Genomic DNA, 21,467 nt, shown 5'->3' with positions numbered 1-21,467 from the left:
TAGAGTATGGGAGCCTTCTGTCATCAGAGATCTGGTGAGGAAGGGCTCATTCCATGGTGACAGGCAATTTGAACCGTCGACAGACACTTGGCTTGTTCGGCGCGGCAGCGGCTACTGCCGTCCTGCCCATCGCGGGAAAGGCAAGGGCTGCCGCCAAGGAACTGCGCATCGGCTGGCAGAAGAACGGCGTGCTGGCTCTGGCGAAAAGCCAGGGTGCGCTCGAAAAGCGTTTCGCCGATCGCGGCATCAAGGTGACATGGGCGGAATTCACCTCCGGCCCTCCGCTTCTCGAAGCGCTCGGGGCGGGCGCGCTCGATTTCGGCCCGACCGGTGACGTGCCGCCGCTTTTTGCGCAGGCCGCTCGCGGCAACCTGCTTTATGTCGGTACCTATCGCGGCAGTTCTCAAGGTTCGGCCATCCTCGTCCACAAGGATAGCCCGATCCAGTCGATCGCGGATCTGAAGGGCAAGAAGCTGGCCTTCAAGCGCGGCTCCAGCGCCCACAATGTTGCAGTCAAGGTTCTGCGCAAGGGCGGACTTTCCCCCAGCGACGTGACGCAGCTCGATCTTGCGCCACCGGATGCGGCCGCTGCCTTCAAGAATGGTTCGATCGATGCCTGGTCGATCTGGGATCCCTATACGGCAATTGCCCAAGCCGACCCGCAGACCCGCGTGCTGACGACGGCGGAGGGTATTGTCGATAGCTGGAGCTATTTCCTCGGTAATGGTGATTTCGCTGCCGAGAACGGCGATCTGATCGTCGAGGTGATCGACGAGCTGAAAAAGGTCGGCGGCACGGCACAGTCGAATTTCGATGAGACGGTGAAGGCGATCGCCTCAATCACCGGCGTGCCGGAAAACGTCACCAAGGTCGTGCTGTCGCGCCGTGGGGCGGATCTGGGCGCGGTCTCCACCGTGCCGGATGCGGCGGTCCAGTATCAGCAGGCGCTGGCCGATGAATTCTACGATCTCAAGATCATTCCGCGAAAGCTGGACATCTCCGACATCGTCTGGCGCCCCAAGGCCAGCTGAGCCTGCGTCCGTCAAAGACCAACCGAGATCAAGGATTTTTCACGATGAGCGATACGAAGAACCCCATCGATTTTCTCTGGTTCATCCCGACCGGCGGCGACGGCACCTATCTCGGCGGCAGCGAGCTTAACCGTCCGCCTGAAAACAGGTATCTGCGCGAACTGGCGCAGACTGTGGACAGGCTTGGGTTTTCCGGCGTGCTTTTGCCGACCGGCGTCTCCTGCGAAGAGTCCTTCGTGACGGCTGCCTCGCTGGCGCCGTTCACCGAAAAGCTTAAATTCCTGGTGGCGATCCGCCCGGGCACGGCGGCGCCGGCCTATTATGCAAGGCTCGCGGCAGCGCTAGACCGGGTGTCGAACGGCAGGCTGCTGCTCAATATCGTCGTCGGCGGCAATCCGTCGGAACTAGCGGGCGACGGCATCTTTCTTGAGCATGACGAGCGCTACACCCATGCTGAAGAATTTTTCCAGGTCTTCGAGGATCTCGTCACCACCGGCCATGCGGATCTAGACGGCAAGCATATCAAAGCGAGGAATGCCAAGCTCGGTTTCCCGACCATTCAGCAGCCACGGCCACCGCTCTATTTCGGCGGATCGTCGGATGCCGGCATCGAGTTCTTCGCCGGCCGTGGCGACAAATATCTGACCTGGGGCGAGCCACCGGAACAGGTGGAGCAAAAGATCAAGGCCGTGCGCGCTGCCGCCGAAAAACGGGGCAGGGAGGTTTCCTTCGGCATCCGGCTGCATTTCATTGTCCGCGAGACCGACGAGGAGGCCTGGGAGGCTGCGGACAAGCTGATCTCCAAGCTCTCTGACGAGACAATCGCCAAGGCGCAGGCGCATTTCGCGCGCGATTCCGACAGTGTCGGCCAGCAGCGGATGGCGGCGCTCCACAACGGCCGCCGCGACAAGCTGGAAGTCTCGCCCAACCTCTGGGCGGGGATCGGCTTGGTGCGCTCGGGCGCGGGGACCGCCCTGGTCGGCTCGCCGAAGACGGTGGCGGCGCGCCTGCGCGAATACCAGGACCTCGGCATCGAGACGGTGATCGGCTCCGGTTATCCGCATCTGGAAGAGGCTTACCGCGTGGCGGAATTGCTTTTCCCGGAACTCGGCATCACCCGCGAGGAACAGCGTGCCGGTTTCGGCAATGAATTCGCGTCCGAAAAGCCGCTCTTCGGCGGCGGCGGCCACGCGACCATCCGTGCTGTTGCTGCATCCTGATAAGATAGCGAGGGCGAGATAATGACGGCAGTCGATACGTTTTCGGAAGGGCGCAGCCTAAGGCGCATCAGGGAAGACAGGACTTCATCGGCGGCAATCGGCTATTCAGATCCTCCCAAGGGGTCGGCGGAGAAGGCTGCGCGGGCAGATGACGGGAAGCCGCTACGCCCGCGCAGCGTCTCCGGCTTAGCGCTTTTACCTTTTCTCCTGCCGGTGACATTGGTCATACTCTGGCAGGCGGGCTCGTCTTTCGGCTTAATCTCCGACCGGATCATGCCGTCGCCGGTGGCGGTGGTTGCGGCCTTTTGGGAACGGTTGCTCTCCGGTGAACTGGTCCGCGATGTCGGCGTCAGCGGTGCGCGGGCGCTCAGCGGTCTTCTGATCGGCGGCTCGATCGGGTTCCTGCTAGGCATCGCCAACGGCGTGTCGAAACTGTCGGAACAACTGACCGACACGACGCTGCAGATGCTGCGCACGATTCCGCATCTGGCGATGATCCCGCTCGTCATCCTCTGGTTCGGCATCGGCGAGGAGGCAAAGCTGTTCCTCACCTCACTCGGTGTACTCTTCCCGATCTACTTGAACACCTATCACGGGGTGAAGAATGTCGATCGCGACCTCATTGAGATGGGACGTATCTACGGGATGAGCGGCTGGTCGCTGTTCCGCAAGGTGATCTTTCCGGGCGCGCTGCCGTCGATCTTCGTCGGCTTACGGTATGCGCTCGGTATCATGTGGCTGACGCTGATCGTCTCGGAATCGATCGCTGCAAATTCCGGCATCGGCTACATGGCCAATACCGCCCGCGAGTTCATGATGACCGATGTCGTCGTGCTGGCGCTGGTCATCTACGCGGTGCTCGGCAAGCTCGCGGACGTCATTGCCCGGACGCTGGAGCGCGCAGCGCTCTCATGGAACCCGGCCTATCAGCGGTAAGGAGGAAAAAATGCCTGTTGGACCCTATCAATCACCGGTCGCCTTCATTTCGGATGTGGAACTCGATGCGCACCATGCCGCGCAGCCGGTGGACTATCAGGCCGCGCCGCAACCCGCTGGCCTGAAGCTGCGCGGCGTCGAGAAACGCTTCGGCGACAATCTGGTCTTACGCGGTCTTGATCTCGATGTGCCCGCCGGGCAGTTCCTGGCAATCGTCGGCAAGAGCGGTTGTGGCAAGAGCACTCTCTTGCGGCTCCTGGTCGGGTTGGACGAGCCGACTGGTGGCCGGATCGAATTCGTCGATGAGGAAGGCAAGGCAGTGGAGCCCAATTCCCGCATCGTTTTCCAGGAGCCGCGGCTTTTGCCGTGGTTCTCTGTTGCCGACAATGTGGCGGTTGGATTGGGCGACGGCGTGCCGAAAGCATTCGGGCGGCGCGAGGCCGAGCGGGCGCTGGCGGGCGTGCAGCTGTCGGAAAAGGCGAAGGACTGGCCGTCGAAACTTTCCGGCGGCCAGCGCCAGCGCGTGGCCTTGGCACGCGCTCTGGTCAGCCGTCCGGGCCTGCTGGCGCTCGATGAGCCGCTCGGCGCGCTCGATGCCCTGACGCGGATCGGCATGCAGGATCTGGTGACCAATGTCTGGCGCGAGCTTGGCTTTACCGCCGTGCTCGTCACTCATGATGTGGCGGAAGCCGTGCATCTGGCGGACCGAGTGATCGTGCTCGATGAAGGGCGCATCAGCCTTGACCTCGAAATCCCGAGAGATATGTCCCGCCGGCATGGCGATCCGGTTTTAGCGGAATTGGAGGGCAGGTTGCTCGATACGATCCTCGGGAAAGCCTAAGGATCGTATCTAGAGCATTTCCGCCTTTCTTCGAAATGCGAAACCGCTCTATCTCTTTGTTTTAACGCAATTCCGGACGCAAAACAGGTTCCCACTTTTGCTGGAATTGCTCTAAAATCAGGTCGGGCCGATCAGATCGATCGGTCGGCCCGCGCCAGTCCGTGTTCGACCAGCCGGTCGATGACTTGAGGATAGCTGACGCCGCTTGCGCCCATCACCTTGGAATACATGCTGATATCGGTGAAGCCGGGAATGGTGTTCAGCTCGTTGACGAGAATGCGGCCCTCGGCGGTGAGGAAGAAGTCAGCCCGTGCCATTCCATCGCAGCCGAGTGCGCGAAAAGCCTTGACTGCGAAGGCGCGGATCTCGTCCTCGACATCCGGCGGCATCTGCGCCGGAACTCTGAGCGCTGCACCATCCTCATCGATATATTTGGCATCGTAACTGTAAAAGCCGTGGCTCTCCGCCGGAACGATCTCGCCCGTTGTCGAGACGAACAGGTTGCCGTCAGGTGCTTCCAGAACAGCACACTCGATCTCGCGGCCCTTGATGAACTCCTCGGCGAGAAGCTTGCTGTCGTGACGAAAACCTTCAGACAAGGCCGCGTCGTAACCGGCTTTCGTCAGAACCTTGCTGACGCCGACCGAAGACCCTTGGCGGGCGGGCTTGATGAATATCGGCAAGCCGAGCGCCTGTTCCAGTTCCTCGAAAGCGGGTACCGCGTCCTGATAGATCGTCACAGAGCGTGCAGCCGGAATACCGGCCTCGTTGAACAGCCGCTTGGCGATATCTTTGTCGAGCGCATTGGCGGAACCGAGAATGCCGCAGCCGACAAGCGGCACGCGCGCAACTTCGGCCAGCCCCTGAACGGCACCATCCTCGCCATGCAGACCATGCAGCACCGGAAACAGGATGTCGATCTTCGGCAACTCGTATGCCGCAGCAGCTTCGGGAAGTGCAAGAAGACGACCCTTGCCGCCGGGGATCAGGGAAAGCTGGGTGCCGTTTTCCGGCTTTGAAAGCGCGCCGCCCTCGAACGCGCTGAGCAGCCATAGGCCTTCGCGACTGACGAAGACCGGCACTGCATCGTATTTTTGCGGATCGAGCGAATTCATTACATTGGTGGCCGAAAGCACCGACACGTCATGTTCCGCCGAACGCCCGCCGAACAACACGGCAATACGCAACCTGCCTGAGTTTCCCGTCATGTAACCCTCTCCAGTCCGGCTCGTGGCCGGTATCCGATTCTGCATCGGTTTTTCACCCACTCCTTGCGACGCCGCAAAACGGGCTGTTTTGCGGCGCGCTCGCTACGGAGATTAGGAAAGTTGGTGTCAGAACGGCTTGATGACAGCGAGCGCCACGACGAGCACGAGACAGATCAGGATGACCGGCATGCCGATGCGCACGAAGGCATTGGGTTCAAGCTTCGGATCGGCAGCCATCTTGCGCATTGCAGCTTGTTGCATGCCGTGCAGGGCCGAAAGGATGACGACGAGCAGAAGCTTGGCATGCAGCCAGCCATTGCCGGCAAAACCTATATAGCCGAAGGCGAGCCAAAGGCCGAAAATCCAGGCACCGGCAAGCGCTGCAGTGGTCACTGTGCGGTCGTATTTACGCAGCGCGACGATCACGCCGACACGGATCGGCGGCGGCACCATCGAGATGACGAAGGCATTGATCAGCATGCCGCCGATCAGCAGGAAGTCGGAAAGTTGGTGCAGGGCCTTGATGGTGAAATACAGCATTATCGGTCACTCCAGATCATGGATTCGGTAAACCCGAGTTCAGCCAGATCCTGCGCTCGAAGCGCCTGTTCTGCCGGGTCTGATGAAAAGAATTCGTCCAGTTGCGGCGGCTTTACGCCGGTAGCCGATAACATCGCGTGAACTTGGCCGCGATGATGGATCTGGTGCTGGAAGAGATGCAGAAGGATGCGGTCTGTCGGCTCGACCTGCATATGCGTGTCGCGCGGGATGCGGACTTCGGCGCAAAGCGTGTCGTCCGTCAGGCTGCGACAGTGGTCGATGAGCCGGCGATCGGCTGCGCGCTGTTCGCGGTCGAGATCGGCAAGGGCGGGAAACGGGATTTCCGGTTCGAAGGCGGAAGCACCCGGACAGTCGCCTTCGAGCGCGCCGATATAGAGCCAGTCGACGGTCAGGATATGGTTCAGCGTGTGGATGATCGACGGAAAGAAGTTTTGGCGCGGCGCGGCCAGCTCGTCGGAAGACAGCAGGACGCAGGCTCTCAGCAGCCGGTGATTGGCCCAGGCGTTGTTGTATGCCTGGGCTATGAGGTAACGCTCCGGCGTCATGGGGCCGTTCTCCGTTGAGGCGAAGAAATTATCCCTTCAACTTCGCGATGACCAGATGGCCCGGGCTGGGATTGCCGTCCTGCATCCGCACGTTGATATCGCTCATTTCGACAAGTTCGAAACCGGTATCGGCAAGCCGTGTGCGGATATAGGCCGGCGAATGCATGAAGCGCTGGTGCGGGCCGACCGTGTAGGTGCGCTCATCGCCTTCCGGCAGGGATTCGGAGGAAAAGATGAACAGGCCGCCAGCGACCATGTTTTCGGCCGCACCGAAGAACAGCGGCTCGAGCGCGCCGAGATAGGGGAGCACGTCGGTCGCGGTGATCAGGTCGAAGGGCGCGTCGTCATTGTCCTCGAGGAAATCCTCGACTTCGGCGACATAAAGCGTCTCGTAGAGATCCTTCTCGTGGGCGATCTCGACCATGTTTTCGGAAATGTCGAGCCCGGTAATGTCGTCGACCATGTCGCGCAGTGTGCCGCCGGTCAGCCCCGTGCCGCAGCCGAGATCGAGCATGCGCTTGAACGGGCCGAGCTTCAGTTCCTGCAGGCGCTGGCGCACCAGAACCGGTACCGCATAACCGAGTTGTTCGACGAGAATGTCTTCAAAGCTTTCCGCATGCTGGTCGAACAGCGTTTCGACATAGGCGTCGGGAGCCTTCGGCGGCGCATCGCCGCGGCCCATCGAGGCGATGCGAACGGCGGCACCACCATGATCTTCGGGATCGATTTCCAGCACCTGGCGATAAGCTTCGACGGCAGCATCGATCTCGCCGGCCTTTTCATGCGCAAGCGCCCGGTTATAGGCTTCCGCCAATGCTTCTTCGTCGATCTTCGCCATAACCATATCCTCGTTGTTGCCAGCCGCTTTACGTGTCGCGGCAGCGTTTGGCAATTGCGAGGATCATAGCCAAGCGCAATCAGTGCAGGATGATTTCGCCCTTCACCTGCCGCCACTCGCTGGCCGAGATCAGCTTGCGATGCACGTAGCGGACAGAGTGTAGCGGCCCTTCCAGCTTCTCCTGCCAGAATTTCAGAAACCCGTTCATCTCCGGAAATTCAGGGGCGAGATCATAGTCCTGCCAGACATAGCTCTGCAGCAAGGCAGGGTGATCCGGCATGCGGTAGAAAATCTGGGCGGTGGTGAGGCCGTAGCCTCGCAGCATCATTTCGAGTTCCGACATCTGCTGTTCCCTTTTTTCAATGACGCATTGCCTGCGTCATTGAAAGGGGATCATGTCATGCTTAACGGAAGCTTGACAATTGTCGCTTTTGGCTGAAATTGATGTTTTATTTCAGCTTGTTAGCATCCATCGTCTGGGAGTGCTGCTAACGCATGTCTCCCGAACGTGCTCAACCGCTTCGGGGGTTAGATCGCGACGTGCTTTAGCGCACCAAATGGCGAGTCAGGCGCCGTTCGATGAAGTTCCACAGATGCCGCAGCGCTTCGACCATGGTGAGGTAGAAGATCGCAGCCCAGAGATAGGTCTGGTAGTCGAACGTCCGCGAGAAGGCGTAGCGCGTCTCGCCCATCAGGTCGTAGACGGTGACGATCGCAACGACGGCGGAACCCTTGATCATCAAGATGATCTCGTTGCCGTAAGGGCGAAGTGCCACGATCAATGCCTGAGGCAGAATGATCTTCCAGAAGGCGACGCGCTTGGAAATGCCGAGTGCGGCGGCACCTTCATGCTGGCCGACGGGAACACTCTGGATCGCGCCACGCAGGATTTCCGCCTGATAGGCGGCCGTGTTCAATGTCAGCGAGAAGAGGCCGCAATACCAGGCCTCGCGGAAGAACCACCACAGGCCGACGGATTCCAGCTGCGGCCGGAAACTGCCAAGACCGTAATAGATCAGGAACAGCTGGGCGAGCAGCGGCGTCGAGCGGAAGATGTAGACATAGGCGTAGGCGATCGCATTCAGCACGCGGTTCTTCGACATGCGGGCAAACGCGATCGGCAGCGAGAGAACGGCGCCGAGCACGATGGAGATTCCGACCAGCGAAATCGTCGTCCATAAACCGTTAAGGTAACGCGGTCCGTAACGTTCGAATTTGGCCGGATCCCATCCCTCGATCACCATGCTGATCAGAGCCATGGCAAGCAGGGCCCAAAGGATCAGCACGCCAATGCCGACGACTTTCGCTGTCGTCAGAGGCCGGTGCAGCACTGCAGGTGCCGGGCGTGGCGGGATCATTTCTTTCGCCACGCTCATCGGGAAACCTCCGACCGCTTGGCCCAGCGCTCGATGAAGCCGAGACCGTAGGAGGAGATCATCGCCAGGATCAGATAAAGCAGGCAGGCCAGGAAATAGAAGAAGAAGGCTTCCTTGCTGACGCGCGCCGCAACGCCCGTCTGGCGCACGATATCGGCAAGTCCGATAACGGAGACATAGGACGTGTCTTTCAGGAGGATCAGCCAGAGATTGGTAAGGCCGGGCAGAGCGATGCGGATGAGCTGCGGCAGGACGATCAGAACCATCGTCTTGCCGCGACGAAGACCGAGCGCGTCGCCGGCCTCATATTGCCCGCGCGGAATGGCGCGGAAAGCGGAGAGCAGAACTTCCGACGAATAGGAGGAGAACACCACCGCCAGTGCCACCATGCCGGCTACGAAGGCGTTGATCTCGACGCGACCGTCATATCCGAAGAAAGCCAGCACCGACTGGATCAGCATCTGCGCGCCGTAATAGACAATGAACAGCGTCAGCAGTTCGGGCAGGCCGCGAAAGATGGTGGTGTAGATACCGGCGGCCAGCCTGAGCAGTTTTTCCTGCGACTGCGCGGCAAGCGCGATCAGGAAACCGATCAGCAGCCCGACAGGCAGTGTGGCGAGCGCCAGCGAGATCGTCACCTTGACGCCGAAGGCGATTTCGTCGCCCCAGCCGGTGTCGCCACAGGAGACGAGGCCGGTGCCGCCGAACCAGGTGAAGACACCGGCGGGGCCGCAAAACGGGTCGAGTGTATTAAAGAGGGCGGAGAGCCATCCGCTCATAGGATCATGTTCCGGTTCATATTCCCCTGCGGCTTATGTCGTGCCGCTTTCAAATGCCAATTAAAAAGGAAAATTTTCTGAGGACAAGTGCTTGATGAAAATGAAAACGGCGGAAGGTGACCCTTCCGCCGTTTTTTTAGCGATTGGACGGATTACTTGTCGCCGCCATAGACGTCGAAGTCGAAATACTTGTCCTGGATCTTCTTGTAGGTGCCGTCGGCGCGGATTGCCGCGATTGCGGTGGTGAACTTGTCTGCGAGCGCCTGTTCGTCCTTGCGCACGGCAATGCCGGCGCCCTGACCGTTGATTTCCGGATCGACCGGCAGCGGAGTCAGGATCTTGCAGCAGGAGCCGGCATCCGACTTCACCCATTCGGTGAGCACGACGATATCGTCGACAACACCGTCGATACGGCCGTTGGTCAGGTCGAGCTTGTATTCGTCAGCTGTCGGATAGAGCTTCTCATCCGCATCGGGGAAATGCTTTTCGACATAGTTGGCGTGGCTGGTCGAACCCTGCGCGCCGATGGCCTTGCCCTTCAGCGAAGCAGCAGTTGCTTCCGTCAGTGGCGAATCCTTCGGCACGGCAATTGCCGGAGGCGTGTTGTAGTACTTCTTGGAGAAGGTGACCTGCTGCTGGCGCTCAGGCGTGATCGACATGGAAGCGATGATCGCGTCGAACTTCTTGGACTGCAGGGCCGGGATGATGCCATCCCAGTCATTGGTAACAAAGGTGCACTCGGTCTTCATCTGGACGCAGAGTGCTTTGGCGATGTCGATATCGAAGCCGGTCAGTTCGCCGTTGGATTCCAGAACGTTGAAGGGCGGGTATGCGCCTTCCGTGCCGATGACCAGCTTGTCCTGGGCCGAAGCGGCGCCAGCAAAAAGCGAAATCGTCGCGATCGACGCGGCAGCAAACAAACGGGTGGAGATCTTCATAATTGTCCTCTCTGTTGGCAGGCCGGCGACGTGTTCTCGGTTTTTCGCAGCCGGCGAGGGGCATTTCGCAGCCCTTGTTTTTTTATAGATACCGGCTCCGGCAAAATTGCAACGGCATTTTCTACGGCAACCTCGGGCTTCACATGCGTTTGACGTTTACGTCCAAACCCTGATGTCGCCAGAGGGTTCCTGGAGGAGATTGTTGCCGGAAGAAAATGCCTGACATCGCAGGCGGAGCTTTTTGTGATGCGCCAAGATGGCGCAGCGATAATTGCCGGATGAATACAGCATTCAAGCGCAGTTCAGACTTTGGTCCCGATGATACGGACCTTTGCAGGCGGCCATAATGGGAACCAAATTGGAACAAATACAGTTGTGGTGCCGCGAAAAACTGCCCGCAAGAGGTGGGTCTCAACAGTGATGATCATTGGGGCCGTCGCGAGCATCTAGGGACGAAAGCCAGAAGAAGGAAAATGTCATGTCGATGAAATCCAGATTGTTCGCCAGCGTGGCGGCGCCTGTTTTGTCCCTGCCATTGTTGATGCAACCTGCCTATGCCCTGCCGTCCGGTGTGGATCTCGGATCGGTGCAGCCGGCGGCGCCCGGTATCATTCGGGTGCAGGAGCAGGTTCCGGCAGAGGGCGAGGAGCTTCCGAAGCGCCGCAAGCCGCAGGCTGATCAGGGCGAAGGAGCTGAACGTCCGCGCGGCGAGCGCCAGCAGCGGGCAGAACAGCCAGAGGGTGAACGTCCCCAGCGTCGCCAGCAGCAGGCAGATCAGGGTGAGGGTGGTGAACGGCCGCAACCCCGCCAACGTGAACAGCGTGCCGAGCAGCCGGACGCCGAGCGCCCTCAGCGCCGTGAGCAGCAGGCAGATCAGGGCGCGGGCAGCGAACGTCCGCAACGGCGTCAGCAGAACGCCGAGCAGGCCCCCGATCTCCGGCAACAGGCAAAGCCGGATGCAGATCAGGCCGAACAGCCCAAGCCGCGCAAGGAACGCCAGCAGCAAGCGGAACAGCCGCAGGCTGAGCAGCCTCAAGGCCGTCCGCAGCAGGCCGAGCGTCCTCAGACTGAACGGCCGCAGCGTCAACAGGCAGATCAGGGCGATGCGATCCAGCCGCCAAAACCTCGCGCACAACAGAATGCCGATCAGGCACCTGAACCAAAGCCGCCTGCACAGGCGGATGCGGAACAGCCCAAGCCGCGGCAGGAACGCCAGCAACAGGCGGAACAGCCGCAGGCCGAGCAGCCTCAAGGCCGTCCGCAGCAGGCCGAGCGTCCTCAGACTGAACGGCCGCAGCGTCAACAGGCAGATCAGGGAGATGTGATTCAGCCGCCAAAGCCTCGCGCGCAGCAGAATGCCGATCAGGCGCCGGTGCCCCAGCAGCAGCCGGGCCAGCCGCCCAAACCTGCCCGACAGCAGGCTCAGGACGCGGACAAGGCACCTGATCAGGCGGTGAGCGGTGGAGAGCGCAATCAGCCGCGTCCCGTTGAGCAGAGCGCCGAGCAGCCGAAGCTTCCGGTCGAAAACGGAGCCGCCGTGCTCGACAGTGCCAAGGAACAGCGGCCGGATCGTGCGCAACGCGGCGGTGACCGTCCGCAGGATCCGAGCCGTCCGGACAGACGCGGAAATCCGAGCGCGCCAGACCAGCAGCAGGCACAGGAACGCGCGGCTCCGCCGCCGCGTAACGATGCAGACGCGCAGGCCAATGATCGTGTCACCCGCGAAGACCGGGAGCGCTGGCGCAACCAGCGTCGCGAGCTGGTAGAGGAACGCGGCCAGCGTATCGATGGCCGGCCCGATTTCGAACGGCCGCGCGGCTGGGATGTTTTGGGCCCGATCGGCGACGCCCTTCTGGGACAGAACCAAAACCAGGATCGCAATCGTGACCGTGGCCGCGACAGGAATTGGGATCAGGACCGTGACGATGGTCGCGTTATCATCTCGATCGACAACCAGACCTATGTGCGCCACGACGACAGCCGCCGCTTCTACGATGATGGAGGCCGTCCGGAATATGAGCGTCTGGGCGACGGTCGCTATCGCGAGGTCGTCGAACGCAACGACGGTACCCGCGTGGTGACGATCCGCAACCGCTATGGCGAAGTCGTCCAGCGTTCGCGCATCGTCCGTGGCGGTCGGGAATATGTGCTCTATTACGCACCGGAGCTTCTGGAAGACCGTCAGGACTATACCTGGCGCGATCCGGGTGACGAACTGCCGCCGATGCGCCTTGGCGTGCCGATTGACGACTACATCATCGATACATCCAGCCAGCCGGATCGCGACTATTACCGCTTCCTTGAGCAGCCGCCGGTGGAGCGGGTCGAACGGCCTTATTCGCTCGATGAGGTCCGTTATTCGGCCCGTATCCGCGACAAGGTTCCGCGTATCGACCTCGATACCATCACCTTTGCCACGGGCAGCGCCGAGATTCCGATGAACCAGGCAACCTCGCTGCGCAAGGTTGCAGACGCGATCAATAAGGTGCTGGAAAAGGATCCGTCGGAAACCTTCCTGATCGAAGGCCATACGGATGCGGTCGGCTCGGATGAAAGCAATCTAGTCCTTTCGGACAAGCGCGCAGAATCGGTGGCTGTTGTCCTGTCGGATGCTTTCGGCATTCCGCCCGAAAACATGACGACGCAAGGTTATGGGGAGCGGTATCTGAAAGTGAGTACCGAAGCGGCAAACCAGGAAAACCGCCGCGTGACGATCCGCCGGATCACGCCTCTGGTAAAACCTGTCGCCTCGAACCAGTAACGGGTCGGACAGGCAGGAATTGGAAGCCGTCGGCCAATCGGTCGGCGGCTTTCAGCGTTTTGGAAGGCCTGTGGTGTCGATGATGAAGTCGGCAATGGATGCCGTGTCGTCGAGCTCGAAGACGGGCAAAGTTTGCAAAGCGAGCGAGTGATCCGTGGCGATCGCAACGATATGGGGATCAATCGGTGCCAGAGGCTCGCGGTTTTTCGATTCCAGCCGGCGCAGTTCTATCTTCGGGATGGCCTCGTGCTTGTAGCCCTCTACGAGTACGAGATCACAAGGTGCCAGCCGTGAAAGGATTTCGGCAAGCGTCGGCTCAGCTTCGTCTCGCAGTTCATGCATGATCGCAAAGCGCGTTCCCGAGACAATTGCCACTTCCCCGGCGCCCGCCTCCCTGTGCCGAAATGAATCCGCACCGGGCTTGTCGATGTCAAAGTCATGATGCGCGTGCTTGACGGTGGAAACGCGATAACCGCGGGCGGTAAGCTCCTCAACCAGACGAACGGTCAGTCCCGTCTTTCCAGAATTCTTCCAGCCGGAAATCCCGAAGGCGAGCGTGGTGTTCATTCAAGGCTCTCCGTAAAGGCCGCGGCTTGGGTAAGCTCTTCTGGTGTGTTGATGTTGAAGAAGGGATCAAGCAGGCCGCGGCGTGTCTGAAGCGACGGGAAATCGATAGTCACCATGCGGTGACGGCTCAGGAACCCATTGATGCGGCGATTATCGTTATCAATCAGCCAGTGTTCGAGATCCTCCGCAAGAGCGATCGGCCAGAGGCCGAAAACCGGGTGACGGCGCTCCAGTGAGGTGGCGATGACGACGGTTTCCGGATCGGAACAGGCTGCGCTCAATTGCGGCACAAGATCTAACGGCAGAAAAGGGCTGTCGCACGGAACGCTGGCGAAATGCGATACTTCTGCGAGCCGGCGGGAATAATGGCGCATCCCGGTAAGGATGCCGGCGAGTGGTCCTAGCTGTCCGGCGAGATCATCTGCAAGATAGCGATAGCTCTCAAACCCCGGGAAGGGGGCATTGGCGTTGACGGCGAGATCCGATACCTGAGGAGCCAGTCGCCTAATGACATGAGCGAGAACGCTTTTGTCGCCGAGCGGAAGCAGCGCCTTGTTCGCTCCCATGCGGCTGGAGCGGCCACCGGCAAGAATGAGACCGGGCGGGCGCATCCTCAGCCACCCGCCGTGGGCGTCACCGCCTTTTTGGCCGTATCGATGGCGCGGCGGCTTTCGCGGTAGAATGTATAGAGGCCGGAGCAGATCACGACGGCCGCGCCCATGAGCACTGTCATGCCCGGACGCTCACCGAAAACCAGGACCCCGATGAGGAGCGCCCAGATCAGGCTGGTATAGCGGAACGGCGCAATGAAGGAGATTTCCCCACCGCGCATGGCGAGGATGATTGCCTGATAGCCGCAGAATACCGCAATCGCCGTCAGCGCCAGAAGCAGCCAGTTGAAACCCGAAATCGGATGCCAGCCGCCTGTCGGGCCGACGAGAACAAAGCCGACGACCATGATGATGAAGGAGGTGAAGAGGGTCACGTGGATGGTCGGGATTTCCGTTGCGATCCTGCGTGTCACGAGATCCCTGCAGGCGGTGAAGAAAACCGCTGCAAGCGGGAACAGCGCGTCGCTGGAAAAGCCTTCAGGTCCCGGCTGGATGATCAAAAGCACGCCGAGGAAGCCGACGATGATGGCGCTCCAGCGCCGCCAGCCGACCGGTTCCTGAAACAGAAGCGCAGCCCCGAGCGTCACCGCAAGCGGCAGCGACTGCATGATCGAAGAGGCTGAGGCGAAATCTATCCTGGCGAGCGCGTTGAAGAAGCACAGTGTTCCCCCGAGTTCGCAGGCGGTGCGCAAAAGCACCAGCGGATGGGTGAACGCGCGTAGCGAGAATTTGGCGCGCAGGAGAATGGAGACCGCAAATACGAGTATGGTTGTCAGGACCCCACGTACTGCCATGATCTGCGGAATGCTGAGGTCATGCGTCAATGCCTTGACCATCGCGTCATTGCAGGAAAACACCGCCATCGCGGTCGCCATGAGCAGCGCACCGCGCGTGTTATCCGACAATGCCATCCCGATTCCTCCACCCTTTGCGTCCCGTCTTTACGTGATCGGCAAGTTTGCTGCCAGCAGATTTCCATCTGATTTTTCCGCGCGCAAATGTCGCCGGCTGCCATTAACGGTTGCTCAACCGAAAGTGGCCATCGTGTGCAGATGTTCCCGCATGAGGCTGGAATCGCTCCGTTGTGCACACATGCAATCGTGCCTTCAGCGCAGCTAATGACGGGGAAAAAATTGTTTATCGATCGACTTTTGCAAAGCCGGAAAATTGTAACCAAGGTTCTTCTGTTCGTTGTTCCTCTCGTTCTGCTGATCGCGGGCGTGGGCCTTGCCGGATATTACACGGCCAATACTCTGAATGGCCATATGACCGTGACCCGCGCCACGATTGAGAACATCGGCGATTTCGAGCGCCTTCAGTCGAGTTTGCAGGAATATTCCGCGACGCCGAATGAAAAGACGCTTTCGGCACTAAGAGCCGATATCGACACCCAGCAACAGGGCGTCGGTGTGCTCGAGGGACTTCTGACAAGCGAAGGGGATCGATCACGGGTTGCACCGGTTATGGGGCTCGCCTCGGCAATGCGCAGTCATGTCGATGCGCTGTGGGCCGTCAAGCTGCTGCGGGACGAAACGGATGCGCAGATGGCCAGCGCCGCGACGGAAATCGATACGCTCGGCACGGAAGTGGAAGCGCAGGTGGGCAGCCTGCGCAAGCAGAGCGCCGGCAAGGAGAAATTTGCCAAGGGCATGTTGCTGGAAGCCTATGCCTATAACGCCATTTCGGGCAGGGTCTCGGACTTGCGTGAAGCAATGCGTCGTGCCGAAAGCGACGATGCGGCCATCAATACGGCCAAGCTCTACCTCGGCCCATTGGAAGAGGAATTCGCAAAGATCAGCACTCTCGTATCGGAAAAGGCGGGCAAGGCTTTCGATCCGGCGCGACAGGCCGCTGCCAGCTTGAAAGCGACCATTGCCGGCGAAGCCCCGATCGCCGACAAGGCACAGGCGGTGCGTGTTGGAACAAGTGCCCTCATGCCGATCCAGCGAGATTTGGATAATCTGTCCAACAGCCGGGCCGTAACGGCGGCTGAACGGTTTGTCGGTCTTGAAGGTGATGTGGCCGTCCAGCGTGAGCTGCTTGCCCAGACAGAGGATTCGCTGCGCAGGATCGATGAGCTCAAACTGCTTGTCGAGCGGATGAGCGGTACGATGAGCGAGGCTTCGCAGAAGCCGCTTCTTGAATCGACGGCGGGTTTGCGTACCGTCTCGGCGCGTGTTTCTGAACTTGCCAAGACCAACTTCACCATGGCTGGCTTTGCTGTGAAGCTGGAGCCGCTTCTCGCATCGCTGGACGCCGGATCGACAAAGCTGATCGTGATTGCTTCCGACTGGCAGAAGAAGAGGGCGGAAGCCACGGCCACTCTGACCGGCGCAATGGCCGGGCTGAAAAATTTCGTTGCCCAGGCTCAGGAAGTCGGCAAGGAAGACAGTGAGCGGTCGGCAAACCTTTCGGTCGTCGCCATGGTGGTCGGTACGATATTGGCGATCGCTGGCGGCCTGATGCTGGTCGAGACATTGCGCGGCCCTCTGCGCCGGGTGACCGAAGTGATGAAGCGTCTTGCCGACGGCGACCTGGAGGTTTCGATCGAAGGCCGCGAGCGTGGCGATGAGATCGGTGACATGGTTCGTTCCGTTACGGTATTCCGCGACGCTGCGAGAGAAAATGTTCGGCTGGAGCAGGAAGCCGCCGCCGCCCGGGAGCTCTCTTCGGCGGAAGCAGAACAGCGTGCCGGCGAACGTGCCCGCATCGCGGCCGATCAGCAGCATGCGTTGACCGCGCTCTCGGGCGTGCTCGGCAATCTGGCCGAGGGCGATCTGGCAACGGGGATGGACGAAAATCTCCCGGCAGATTTCGTCATGATGGCCAGAACCTACAATCAGGCTGTCGATGCTCTGCGTGCGACTTTGTCCGAAGTCGGTTTTGCGGCGCAGGAGATCAATGGCGGTACGGCCAATCTTTCCGCCTCCGCCGACGATCTGGCGAAACGCACGGAACAGCAGGCGGCAGCACTGGAAGAAAGCTCTCGGGCGTTGCGCCACTTGAGCGATGTTGTGCGCAGCACCGCAACCAATGCCCGTCAGACGTCTCAATCGGTCAACGAGACCGAAGAGTTCGCCGTCCGCTCAGGCGAGGTCGTGGCACGCGCAGTCAATGCCATGGGCGAGATCAGCCGCTCCTCCGACAAGATCAGCCAGATCATCGGCGTCATTGACGAGATCGCCTTTCAGACGAACCTCCTGGCGCTGAATGCCGGCGTCGAGGCTGCTCGCGCTGGTGAAGCAGGCCGCGGTTTTGCTGTTGTCGCCCAGGAGGTCCGCGAACTGGCCCAGCGCTGCGCGGGTGCGGCTCGCGAGATCAAGCAGTTGATTTCGGCAAGTGCAACGCAGGTCGAAAGCGGCGTGCAGCTCGTCGAGGAAACCGGCGAAGCACTCTCCAGGATCATTGCTCACGTCACCGATGTTCGAAAACTGGTGGCACAGATTTCCTCGGCTGCCGCAGAGCAGTCCACCGGCATCACGCAGGTCACGCAGGCTGTCAACGACGTCGAACTGATAACCCAGCAGAATGCCGCCATGGTCGAGGAGAACAATGCCGAAATACGTGGCCTGCGTCACCGGGTGGAGGATCTGACCCAGAAGATCGGCCGCTTCAGGACCAGCGACAGCAGCGGGACCTATTACCAGGAGCCTCAGCCGCGTTTGCACCGTAGCAGCGCCGCATGACGTGAAGGCAGATGCCCAGAACCTCGTGAAACTTCAAAAGCCGCCGCCAGATACGACGGCGGCTTTCGGGGCTAAGGCTAAGCCCGCATCTTGCCGCATTTGAGTAAAAAGGCTGGAATCGCGGATCATCATCCGGTAGTTGTTGATCATGACAGGGGCGTCCGGCGAAAGCCGGGCTGAGAAGTACCCTTTGAACCTGAACCAGATCATGCTGGCGGAGGGAGTCGTTCGGGTCTTCGTTCTTGACGTCGCATCCCCACGTCCACCTCCGCCTCAAAAGGAGGCGCAGATGGCAGACGAGTCCGCTCAATCATTGAAACCCGGCGCATTGCTGGCAGCGATGCGGCAGAAAAATCCATTGGTGCAGAACATCACCAATTTCGTCGCGATGAACATTGCCGCCAACGTGATGCTGGCTGCGGGCGCATCGCCTGCAATGGTGCACAGCCCGGAAGAGGCGGCGGAATTCGCAGGCATAGCGGCGGCACTGACCGTCAATATAGGGACCATCTCGCCGGACTTTTTCGACGGCATGAAGCAGGCCGCAGAGGCTGCAAGCGAAGCGGGAAAACCCTGGATACTCGATCCGGTCGCGCATTTCGCGACCGCCTATCGGCGTGCCGCCGTTTCAGCGCTTCTGGAGCACAGGCCGACGGTGATCCGCGGCAACGCTTCCGAAATCATTACGCTTGCCGGAGAGCATGCATCGGGGCAGGGGGTGGATTCCGGTGATAGCGTGGCTTCCGCGCAGGCTGCTGCCCGCGCTCTTGCCATTCGTCATGGCTGTGTCGTCGCCGTGACCGGGGAACGGGATTTCGTCACCGACGGTCATCGTGCCGTTCATGTTCTCGGTGGATCTGCGCTGATGCCGAAAGTGACGGCGCTCGGTTGCTCGTTGACCTGTGTCATCGGCGGTTTTGCAGCAACCGTGCCGGACAAGCCGTTTGAGGCAACGCTTGCGGCGCTTGCCTTGTTTGCTGCAGCTGGCGAACTGGCGGGACGGGACGCTCATGCGCCGGGGTCCTTTGCCGTGCGTTTCCTCGATCTGCTTGCGGAAGTGACGCCGGATGCCGTTGATGCCGTAGCGCGGGTGATACCGGCATGAAGCAGTTCGACCTTTCCCTTTATCTGGTGCTGGACCCGGATCTTTGTCGCGTGATCGGCATGGTCGAGACGGCGCGACTTGCCGTGCTGGGCGGGGCAACGATGGTGCAGTTGCGCGACAAGCAGGCAACGACCGCAGAGATGATCGCGACGGGCCTGCAGCTGAAGGCTGCCCTTTCAGGGGCCGGCGTGTCGCTGATTGTCAACGATGATGTGGAGGCCGCGCTCGCGATCGGTGCAGACGGTATTCATGTCGGGCAGGAAGACATGAATGCGACGGAGGTTCGAAAGCGTGTTGGCGATAGGCTAATCCTTGGTCTCTCCGTAGAGACGGAAGATCTGGCGCGACGGGTCGATCCGGCGGTGGTTGATTATGTCGGCGTCGGCCCGGTCTTTGCGACCGGCACGAAGCCGGATCACAAGCAGCCGATCGGTTTTGAAGGCCTTGCGCGGATCGTGGCGGCATCCCCGATACCCGCAGTGGCGATCGGCGGCGTCAAGGTTCAACATGTCGAAGAAATCTTTCGCGCAGGGGCAAAGGGTCTCGCGGTCGTATCTGCCATATGCGGATCGCCCGATCCCCAAGGTACCACACGATTGATCGCCGATAAAATTGCGGAGGCCAAGAAATGACGATTCGCAATGTCTTGTCGATTGCCGGCTCCGATCCATCCGGCGGCGCCGGCATACAGGCGGACCTCAAGGCATTTTCCGCCCGCGGCACTTATGGCATGGCAGCGCTGACGGCGTTGACGGCCCAGAATACGCAGGGCGTGACCGCCATTCATGCGTTGCCTCCGGAGTTCGTTCGCGCCCAGATCGAGGCGATTTTTGCCGACATAAGGGTCGATGCGGTGAAGATTGGCATGATCGCCAATGCGCAGATTGCGCGCACCGTTGCAGAATTGCTTGAGACCCATGCAATGGGTATTCCGATCGTGCTTGATCCGGTGATGGTCGCAAAGGGTGGCGCTCCGCTTCTTGCCTCCGATGCCGGTCAAGCGGTTATCGACCGGCTGCTGCCGCTTGCTTCCGTCATCACGCCGAACCTTCCCGAAGCTGCAGTCCTGCTGGGCGAGAATGAGGCTAAGACACGGGCGGAAATGGCCAGCCAGGCGACGGGTTTGCTGCAGCAAGGACCGGGTGCCGTGCTGATCAAGGGAGGCCATCTCGCCAGCGACGACAGTCCGGATGTACTGGTGGATGTTGGTGGCGTGACCTGGTTTGAAGGGCCGCGAACGACGACAAGGAACACCCATGGCACCGGCTGCACCCTGTCGAGCGCCATTGCCGCCGAACTTGCCAAGGGACGATCCATGGTGGAGGCGGTGAAGTTGGCGAAAGCTTATCTGGCCGAGGCTATAAACGCTGCCGACACCTTATCGGTCGGCAGCGGACACGGGCCGGTCAATCATTTCGTCGAGCTGTGGGAGGATGAGGTCACCCGCCGGTGACGCTCATGTGTCGCGCGACCGCGGGGCGTTTGTGAGTGCGGTCGATGATGAAGTCATGGCCTTTCGGCTTGCGGGTGATCGCTTCATCGATAGCATTGGCGAGGTAATCATCATCGTCAGAGCCGCGCAAGGCGGAACGCAGGTCCGCGGCGTCGTTCTGGCCGAGACACATGTAGAGCGTGCCGGTGCAGGTGAGACGTACGCGATTGCAGCTTTCGCAGAAATTATGCGTCATCGGCGTGATGAAGCCTAATCGTCCATTTGTTTCCTTTACCTCGACATAACGGGCGGGACCGCCTGTCTTGTAAGGAATTTCGGAAAGAGTGAACTGCTCTTCAAGGCTTTCCCGAACCTGCGACAGGGGGAGATAGCGGTCAGTGCGGTCCTCTTCGATCTCGCCCATCGGCATGGTCTCGATCAGCGTCAGGTCCATGTCCCGGCCATGTGCGAAACGGATCATTTCCGGGATTTCATGCTCATTGAAATCCTTCAGCGCCACGGCATTGAGCTTGATCTTGATCCCGGCTTTCTGGGCAGCATCAATACCGTTCATGACCTGACGGAAATTGCCCCAGCGGGTGATAGCCTTGAATTTCGCTTCGTCGAGCGTGTCGAGCGAAACATTGATGCGGCGCACACCGTTGTCATGAAGCTCTTGCGCATAACGGGCAAGCTGCGAACCATTGGTCGTCAGCGTCAGCTCATCGAGCCTTCCTGCATCGATTTGTTTTCCAAGCGCCTCGACCAGGAACATGATGTTCTTGCGCACAAGCGGTTCGCCGCCTGTGAGTCTCAATTTGCGAACACCCTTCGCGATGAAGGCGGAACAGAGACGTTCCAGCTCTTCGAGCGTCAGCAGGTCCTTCTTCGGCAGAAAAGTCATATTTTCTGCCATGCAATAGGTACAGCGGAAATCGCAGCGATCCGTCACTGACACACGAAGATAAGTCACCGCACGACCAAACGGATCGATCATCGGTGCCTGGGCCGATGCTGGATTGCCGAACAATG

21 protein-coding genes, 1 pseudogene and 1 riboswitch are annotated in these 21,467 nt (G+C 60.2%); of the genes and pseudogenes, 9 read left to right on the top strand and 13 right to left on the bottom strand.

Translation table 11 applies throughout. The features are described 5' to 3' along the window. Positions 1-53: 53 nt before the first annotated feature. The 4 genes from MRBLMR1_RS07630 to MRBLMR1_RS07615 are packed head-to-tail and all read left to right on the top strand — an operon-like array spanning position 54 to position 4,028. Positions 54-1,031, top strand: coding sequence for an aliphatic sulfonate ABC transporter substrate-binding protein (locus tag MRBLMR1_RS07630; RefSeq protein WP_148148491.1), 978 nt, complete (start codon positions 54-56; stop codon positions 1,029-1,031). 44 nt (positions 1,032-1,075) lie between these two features. Further along, on the top strand, positions 1,076-2,251 hold the full coding sequence (gene ssuD, locus MRBLMR1_RS07625) for an FMNH2-dependent alkanesulfonate monooxygenase (protein ID WP_148148490.1): 1,176 nt from the start codon (positions 1,076-1,078) through the stop codon (positions 2,249-2,251). Positions 2,252-2,272: 21 nt separating this feature from the next. Beyond that, positions 2,273-3,187 carry an aliphatic sulfonate ABC transporter permease SsuC gene (ssuC, locus tag MRBLMR1_RS07620; RefSeq protein ID WP_148148489.1) on the top strand — a complete coding sequence of 305 codons (915 nt, stop codon included), beginning with the start codon at positions 2,273-2,275 and terminating at the stop codon, positions 3,185-3,187. A gap of 10 nt (positions 3,188-3,197) precedes the next feature. Continuing rightward, a complete protein-coding gene (locus MRBLMR1_RS07615) occupies positions 3,198-4,028 on the top strand; it encodes an ATP-binding cassette domain-containing protein (RefSeq protein ID WP_183686131.1) in 831 nt (276 codons plus the stop codon). Between the two features lie 131 nt (positions 4,029-4,159). Here the strand turns inward: MRBLMR1_RS07615 and MRBLMR1_RS07610 are convergent, their stop codons facing one another. The 9 genes from MRBLMR1_RS07610 to MRBLMR1_RS07570 form a co-directional block, all read right to left on the bottom strand. Next, the gene (locus MRBLMR1_RS07610; protein ID WP_148148487.1) at positions 4,160-5,236 is read right to left on the bottom strand and encodes a D-alanine--D-alanine ligase family protein; all 1,077 of its coding nucleotides are present in this window, start codon (positions 5,234-5,236) and stop codon (positions 4,160-4,162) included. A 126-nt stretch (positions 5,237-5,362) separates the two neighbouring features. Beyond that, positions 5,363-5,776 (bottom strand): HemJ family protein, encoded by a 414-nt coding sequence (locus MRBLMR1_RS07605; protein ID WP_148148486.1) that lies wholly within the window; start codon positions 5,774-5,776, stop codon positions 5,363-5,365. Further along, positions 5,776-6,342 (bottom strand): DinB family protein, encoded by a 567-nt coding sequence (locus MRBLMR1_RS07600; RefSeq protein WP_148148485.1) that lies wholly within the window; start codon positions 6,340-6,342, stop codon positions 5,776-5,778. The genes MRBLMR1_RS07605 and MRBLMR1_RS07600 overlap by 1 nt, the downstream gene beginning before the upstream one ends. Positions 6,343-6,370: 28 nt before the next feature. After that, the gene (locus tag MRBLMR1_RS07595) at positions 6,371-7,186 is read right to left on the bottom strand and encodes a methyltransferase domain-containing protein (protein WP_148148514.1); all 816 of its coding nucleotides are present in this window, start codon (positions 7,184-7,186) and stop codon (positions 6,371-6,373) included. Between the two features lie 73 nt (positions 7,187-7,259). After that, complete coding sequence (locus MRBLMR1_RS07590; protein ID WP_148148484.1) at positions 7,260-7,523, bottom strand: usg protein; 264 nt, start codon at positions 7,521-7,523, stop codon at positions 7,260-7,262. Between the two features lie 202 nt (positions 7,524-7,725). Beyond that, a complete protein-coding gene (locus tag MRBLMR1_RS07585; RefSeq protein WP_148148483.1) occupies positions 7,726-8,556 on the bottom strand; it encodes an ABC transporter permease in 831 nt (276 codons plus the stop codon). Then, positions 8,553-9,335 (bottom strand): ABC transporter permease, encoded by a 783-nt coding sequence (locus MRBLMR1_RS07580; RefSeq protein WP_148148482.1) that lies wholly within the window; start codon positions 9,333-9,335, stop codon positions 8,553-8,555. The genes MRBLMR1_RS07585 and MRBLMR1_RS07580 overlap by 4 nt, the downstream gene beginning before the upstream one ends. A 152-nt stretch (positions 9,336-9,487) precedes the next feature. Next, a complete protein-coding gene (locus MRBLMR1_RS07575) occupies positions 9,488-10,273 on the bottom strand; it encodes an ABC transporter substrate-binding protein (protein ID WP_148148481.1) in 786 nt (261 codons plus the stop codon). A 424-nt stretch (positions 10,274-10,697) separates the two neighbouring features. Next, complete coding sequence (locus MRBLMR1_RS07570; protein ID WP_500064024.1) at positions 10,698-11,576, bottom strand: hypothetical protein; 879 nt, start codon at positions 11,574-11,576, stop codon at positions 10,698-10,700. A 144-nt stretch (positions 11,577-11,720) separates the two neighbouring features. On the opposite strand from MRBLMR1_RS07570, the pseudogene MRBLMR1_RS07565 reads away from it, so the two are divergent. Then, positions 11,721-13,034: pseudogene (locus MRBLMR1_RS07565) on the top strand (OmpA family protein); the annotation flags it as partial. 51 nt (positions 13,035-13,085) lie between these two features. Here the strand turns inward: MRBLMR1_RS07565 and mobB are convergent. The 3 genes from mobB to MRBLMR1_RS07550 are packed head-to-tail and all read right to left on the bottom strand — an operon-like array spanning position 13,086 to position 15,123. Then, positions 13,086-13,601 (bottom strand): molybdopterin-guanine dinucleotide biosynthesis protein B, encoded by a 516-nt coding sequence (gene mobB, locus MRBLMR1_RS07560; RefSeq protein ID WP_148148479.1) that lies wholly within the window; start codon positions 13,599-13,601, stop codon positions 13,086-13,088. Further along, the gene (mobA, locus tag MRBLMR1_RS07555; protein ID WP_148148478.1) at positions 13,598-14,212 is read right to left on the bottom strand and encodes a molybdenum cofactor guanylyltransferase MobA; all 615 of its coding nucleotides are present in this window, start codon (positions 14,210-14,212) and stop codon (positions 13,598-13,600) included. The genes mobB and mobA overlap by 4 nt, the downstream gene beginning before the upstream one ends. 2 nt (positions 14,213-14,214) lie before the next feature. Next, positions 14,215-15,123 (bottom strand): DMT family transporter, encoded by a 909-nt coding sequence (locus MRBLMR1_RS07550; protein ID WP_148148477.1) that lies wholly within the window; start codon positions 15,121-15,123, stop codon positions 14,215-14,217. Between the two features lie 207 nt (positions 15,124-15,330). Between MRBLMR1_RS07550 and MRBLMR1_RS07545 the strand changes: the two genes are divergently transcribed. The 4 genes from MRBLMR1_RS07545 to thiD all read left to right on the top strand — a co-directional run bounded on the left by MRBLMR1_RS07545 (position 15,331) and on the right by thiD (position 20,456). After that, positions 15,331-17,898 (top strand): methyl-accepting chemotaxis protein, encoded by a 2,568-nt coding sequence (locus tag MRBLMR1_RS07545; protein ID WP_148148476.1) that lies wholly within the window; start codon positions 15,331-15,333, stop codon positions 17,896-17,898. A gap of 143 nt (positions 17,899-18,041) precedes the next feature. Further along, positions 18,042-18,138, top strand: a riboswitch (TPP riboswitch). Positions 18,139-18,187: 49 nt separating this feature from the next. Beyond that, positions 18,188-19,003, top strand: coding sequence for a hydroxyethylthiazole kinase (gene thiM / locus MRBLMR1_RS07540; RefSeq protein ID WP_148148475.1), 816 nt, complete (start codon positions 18,188-18,190; stop codon positions 19,001-19,003). Further along, complete coding sequence (gene thiE / locus MRBLMR1_RS07535; protein ID WP_148148474.1) at positions 19,000-19,635, top strand: thiamine phosphate synthase; 636 nt, start codon at positions 19,000-19,002, stop codon at positions 19,633-19,635. The genes thiM and thiE overlap by 4 nt, the downstream gene beginning before the upstream one ends. Continuing rightward, the gene (thiD, locus tag MRBLMR1_RS07530; protein ID WP_148148473.1) at positions 19,632-20,456 is read left to right on the top strand and encodes a bifunctional hydroxymethylpyrimidine kinase/phosphomethylpyrimidine kinase; all 825 of its coding nucleotides are present in this window, start codon (positions 19,632-19,634) and stop codon (positions 20,454-20,456) included. Before thiE ends, thiD begins: the two co-directional genes overlap by 4 nt. Here the strand turns inward: thiD and moaA are convergent. Beyond that, positions 20,443-21,432, bottom strand: coding sequence for a GTP 3',8-cyclase MoaA (gene moaA / locus MRBLMR1_RS07525; protein WP_148148513.1), 990 nt, complete (start codon positions 21,430-21,432; stop codon positions 20,443-20,445). The two genes, thiD and moaA, sit on opposite strands and share 14 nt — an antisense overlap. Positions 21,433-21,467 lie beyond the last annotated feature (35 nt).

It is taken from the genome of Neorhizobium sp. LMR1-1-1.1, from assembly GCF_040675795.1.
GTDB lineage: Bacteria > Pseudomonadota > Alphaproteobacteria > Rhizobiales > Rhizobiaceae > Neorhizobium > Neorhizobium cellulosilyticum.
Note: the sequence above shows the minus strand (reverse complement) of the source record. Positions and strands in the feature narration are given on the sequence as shown.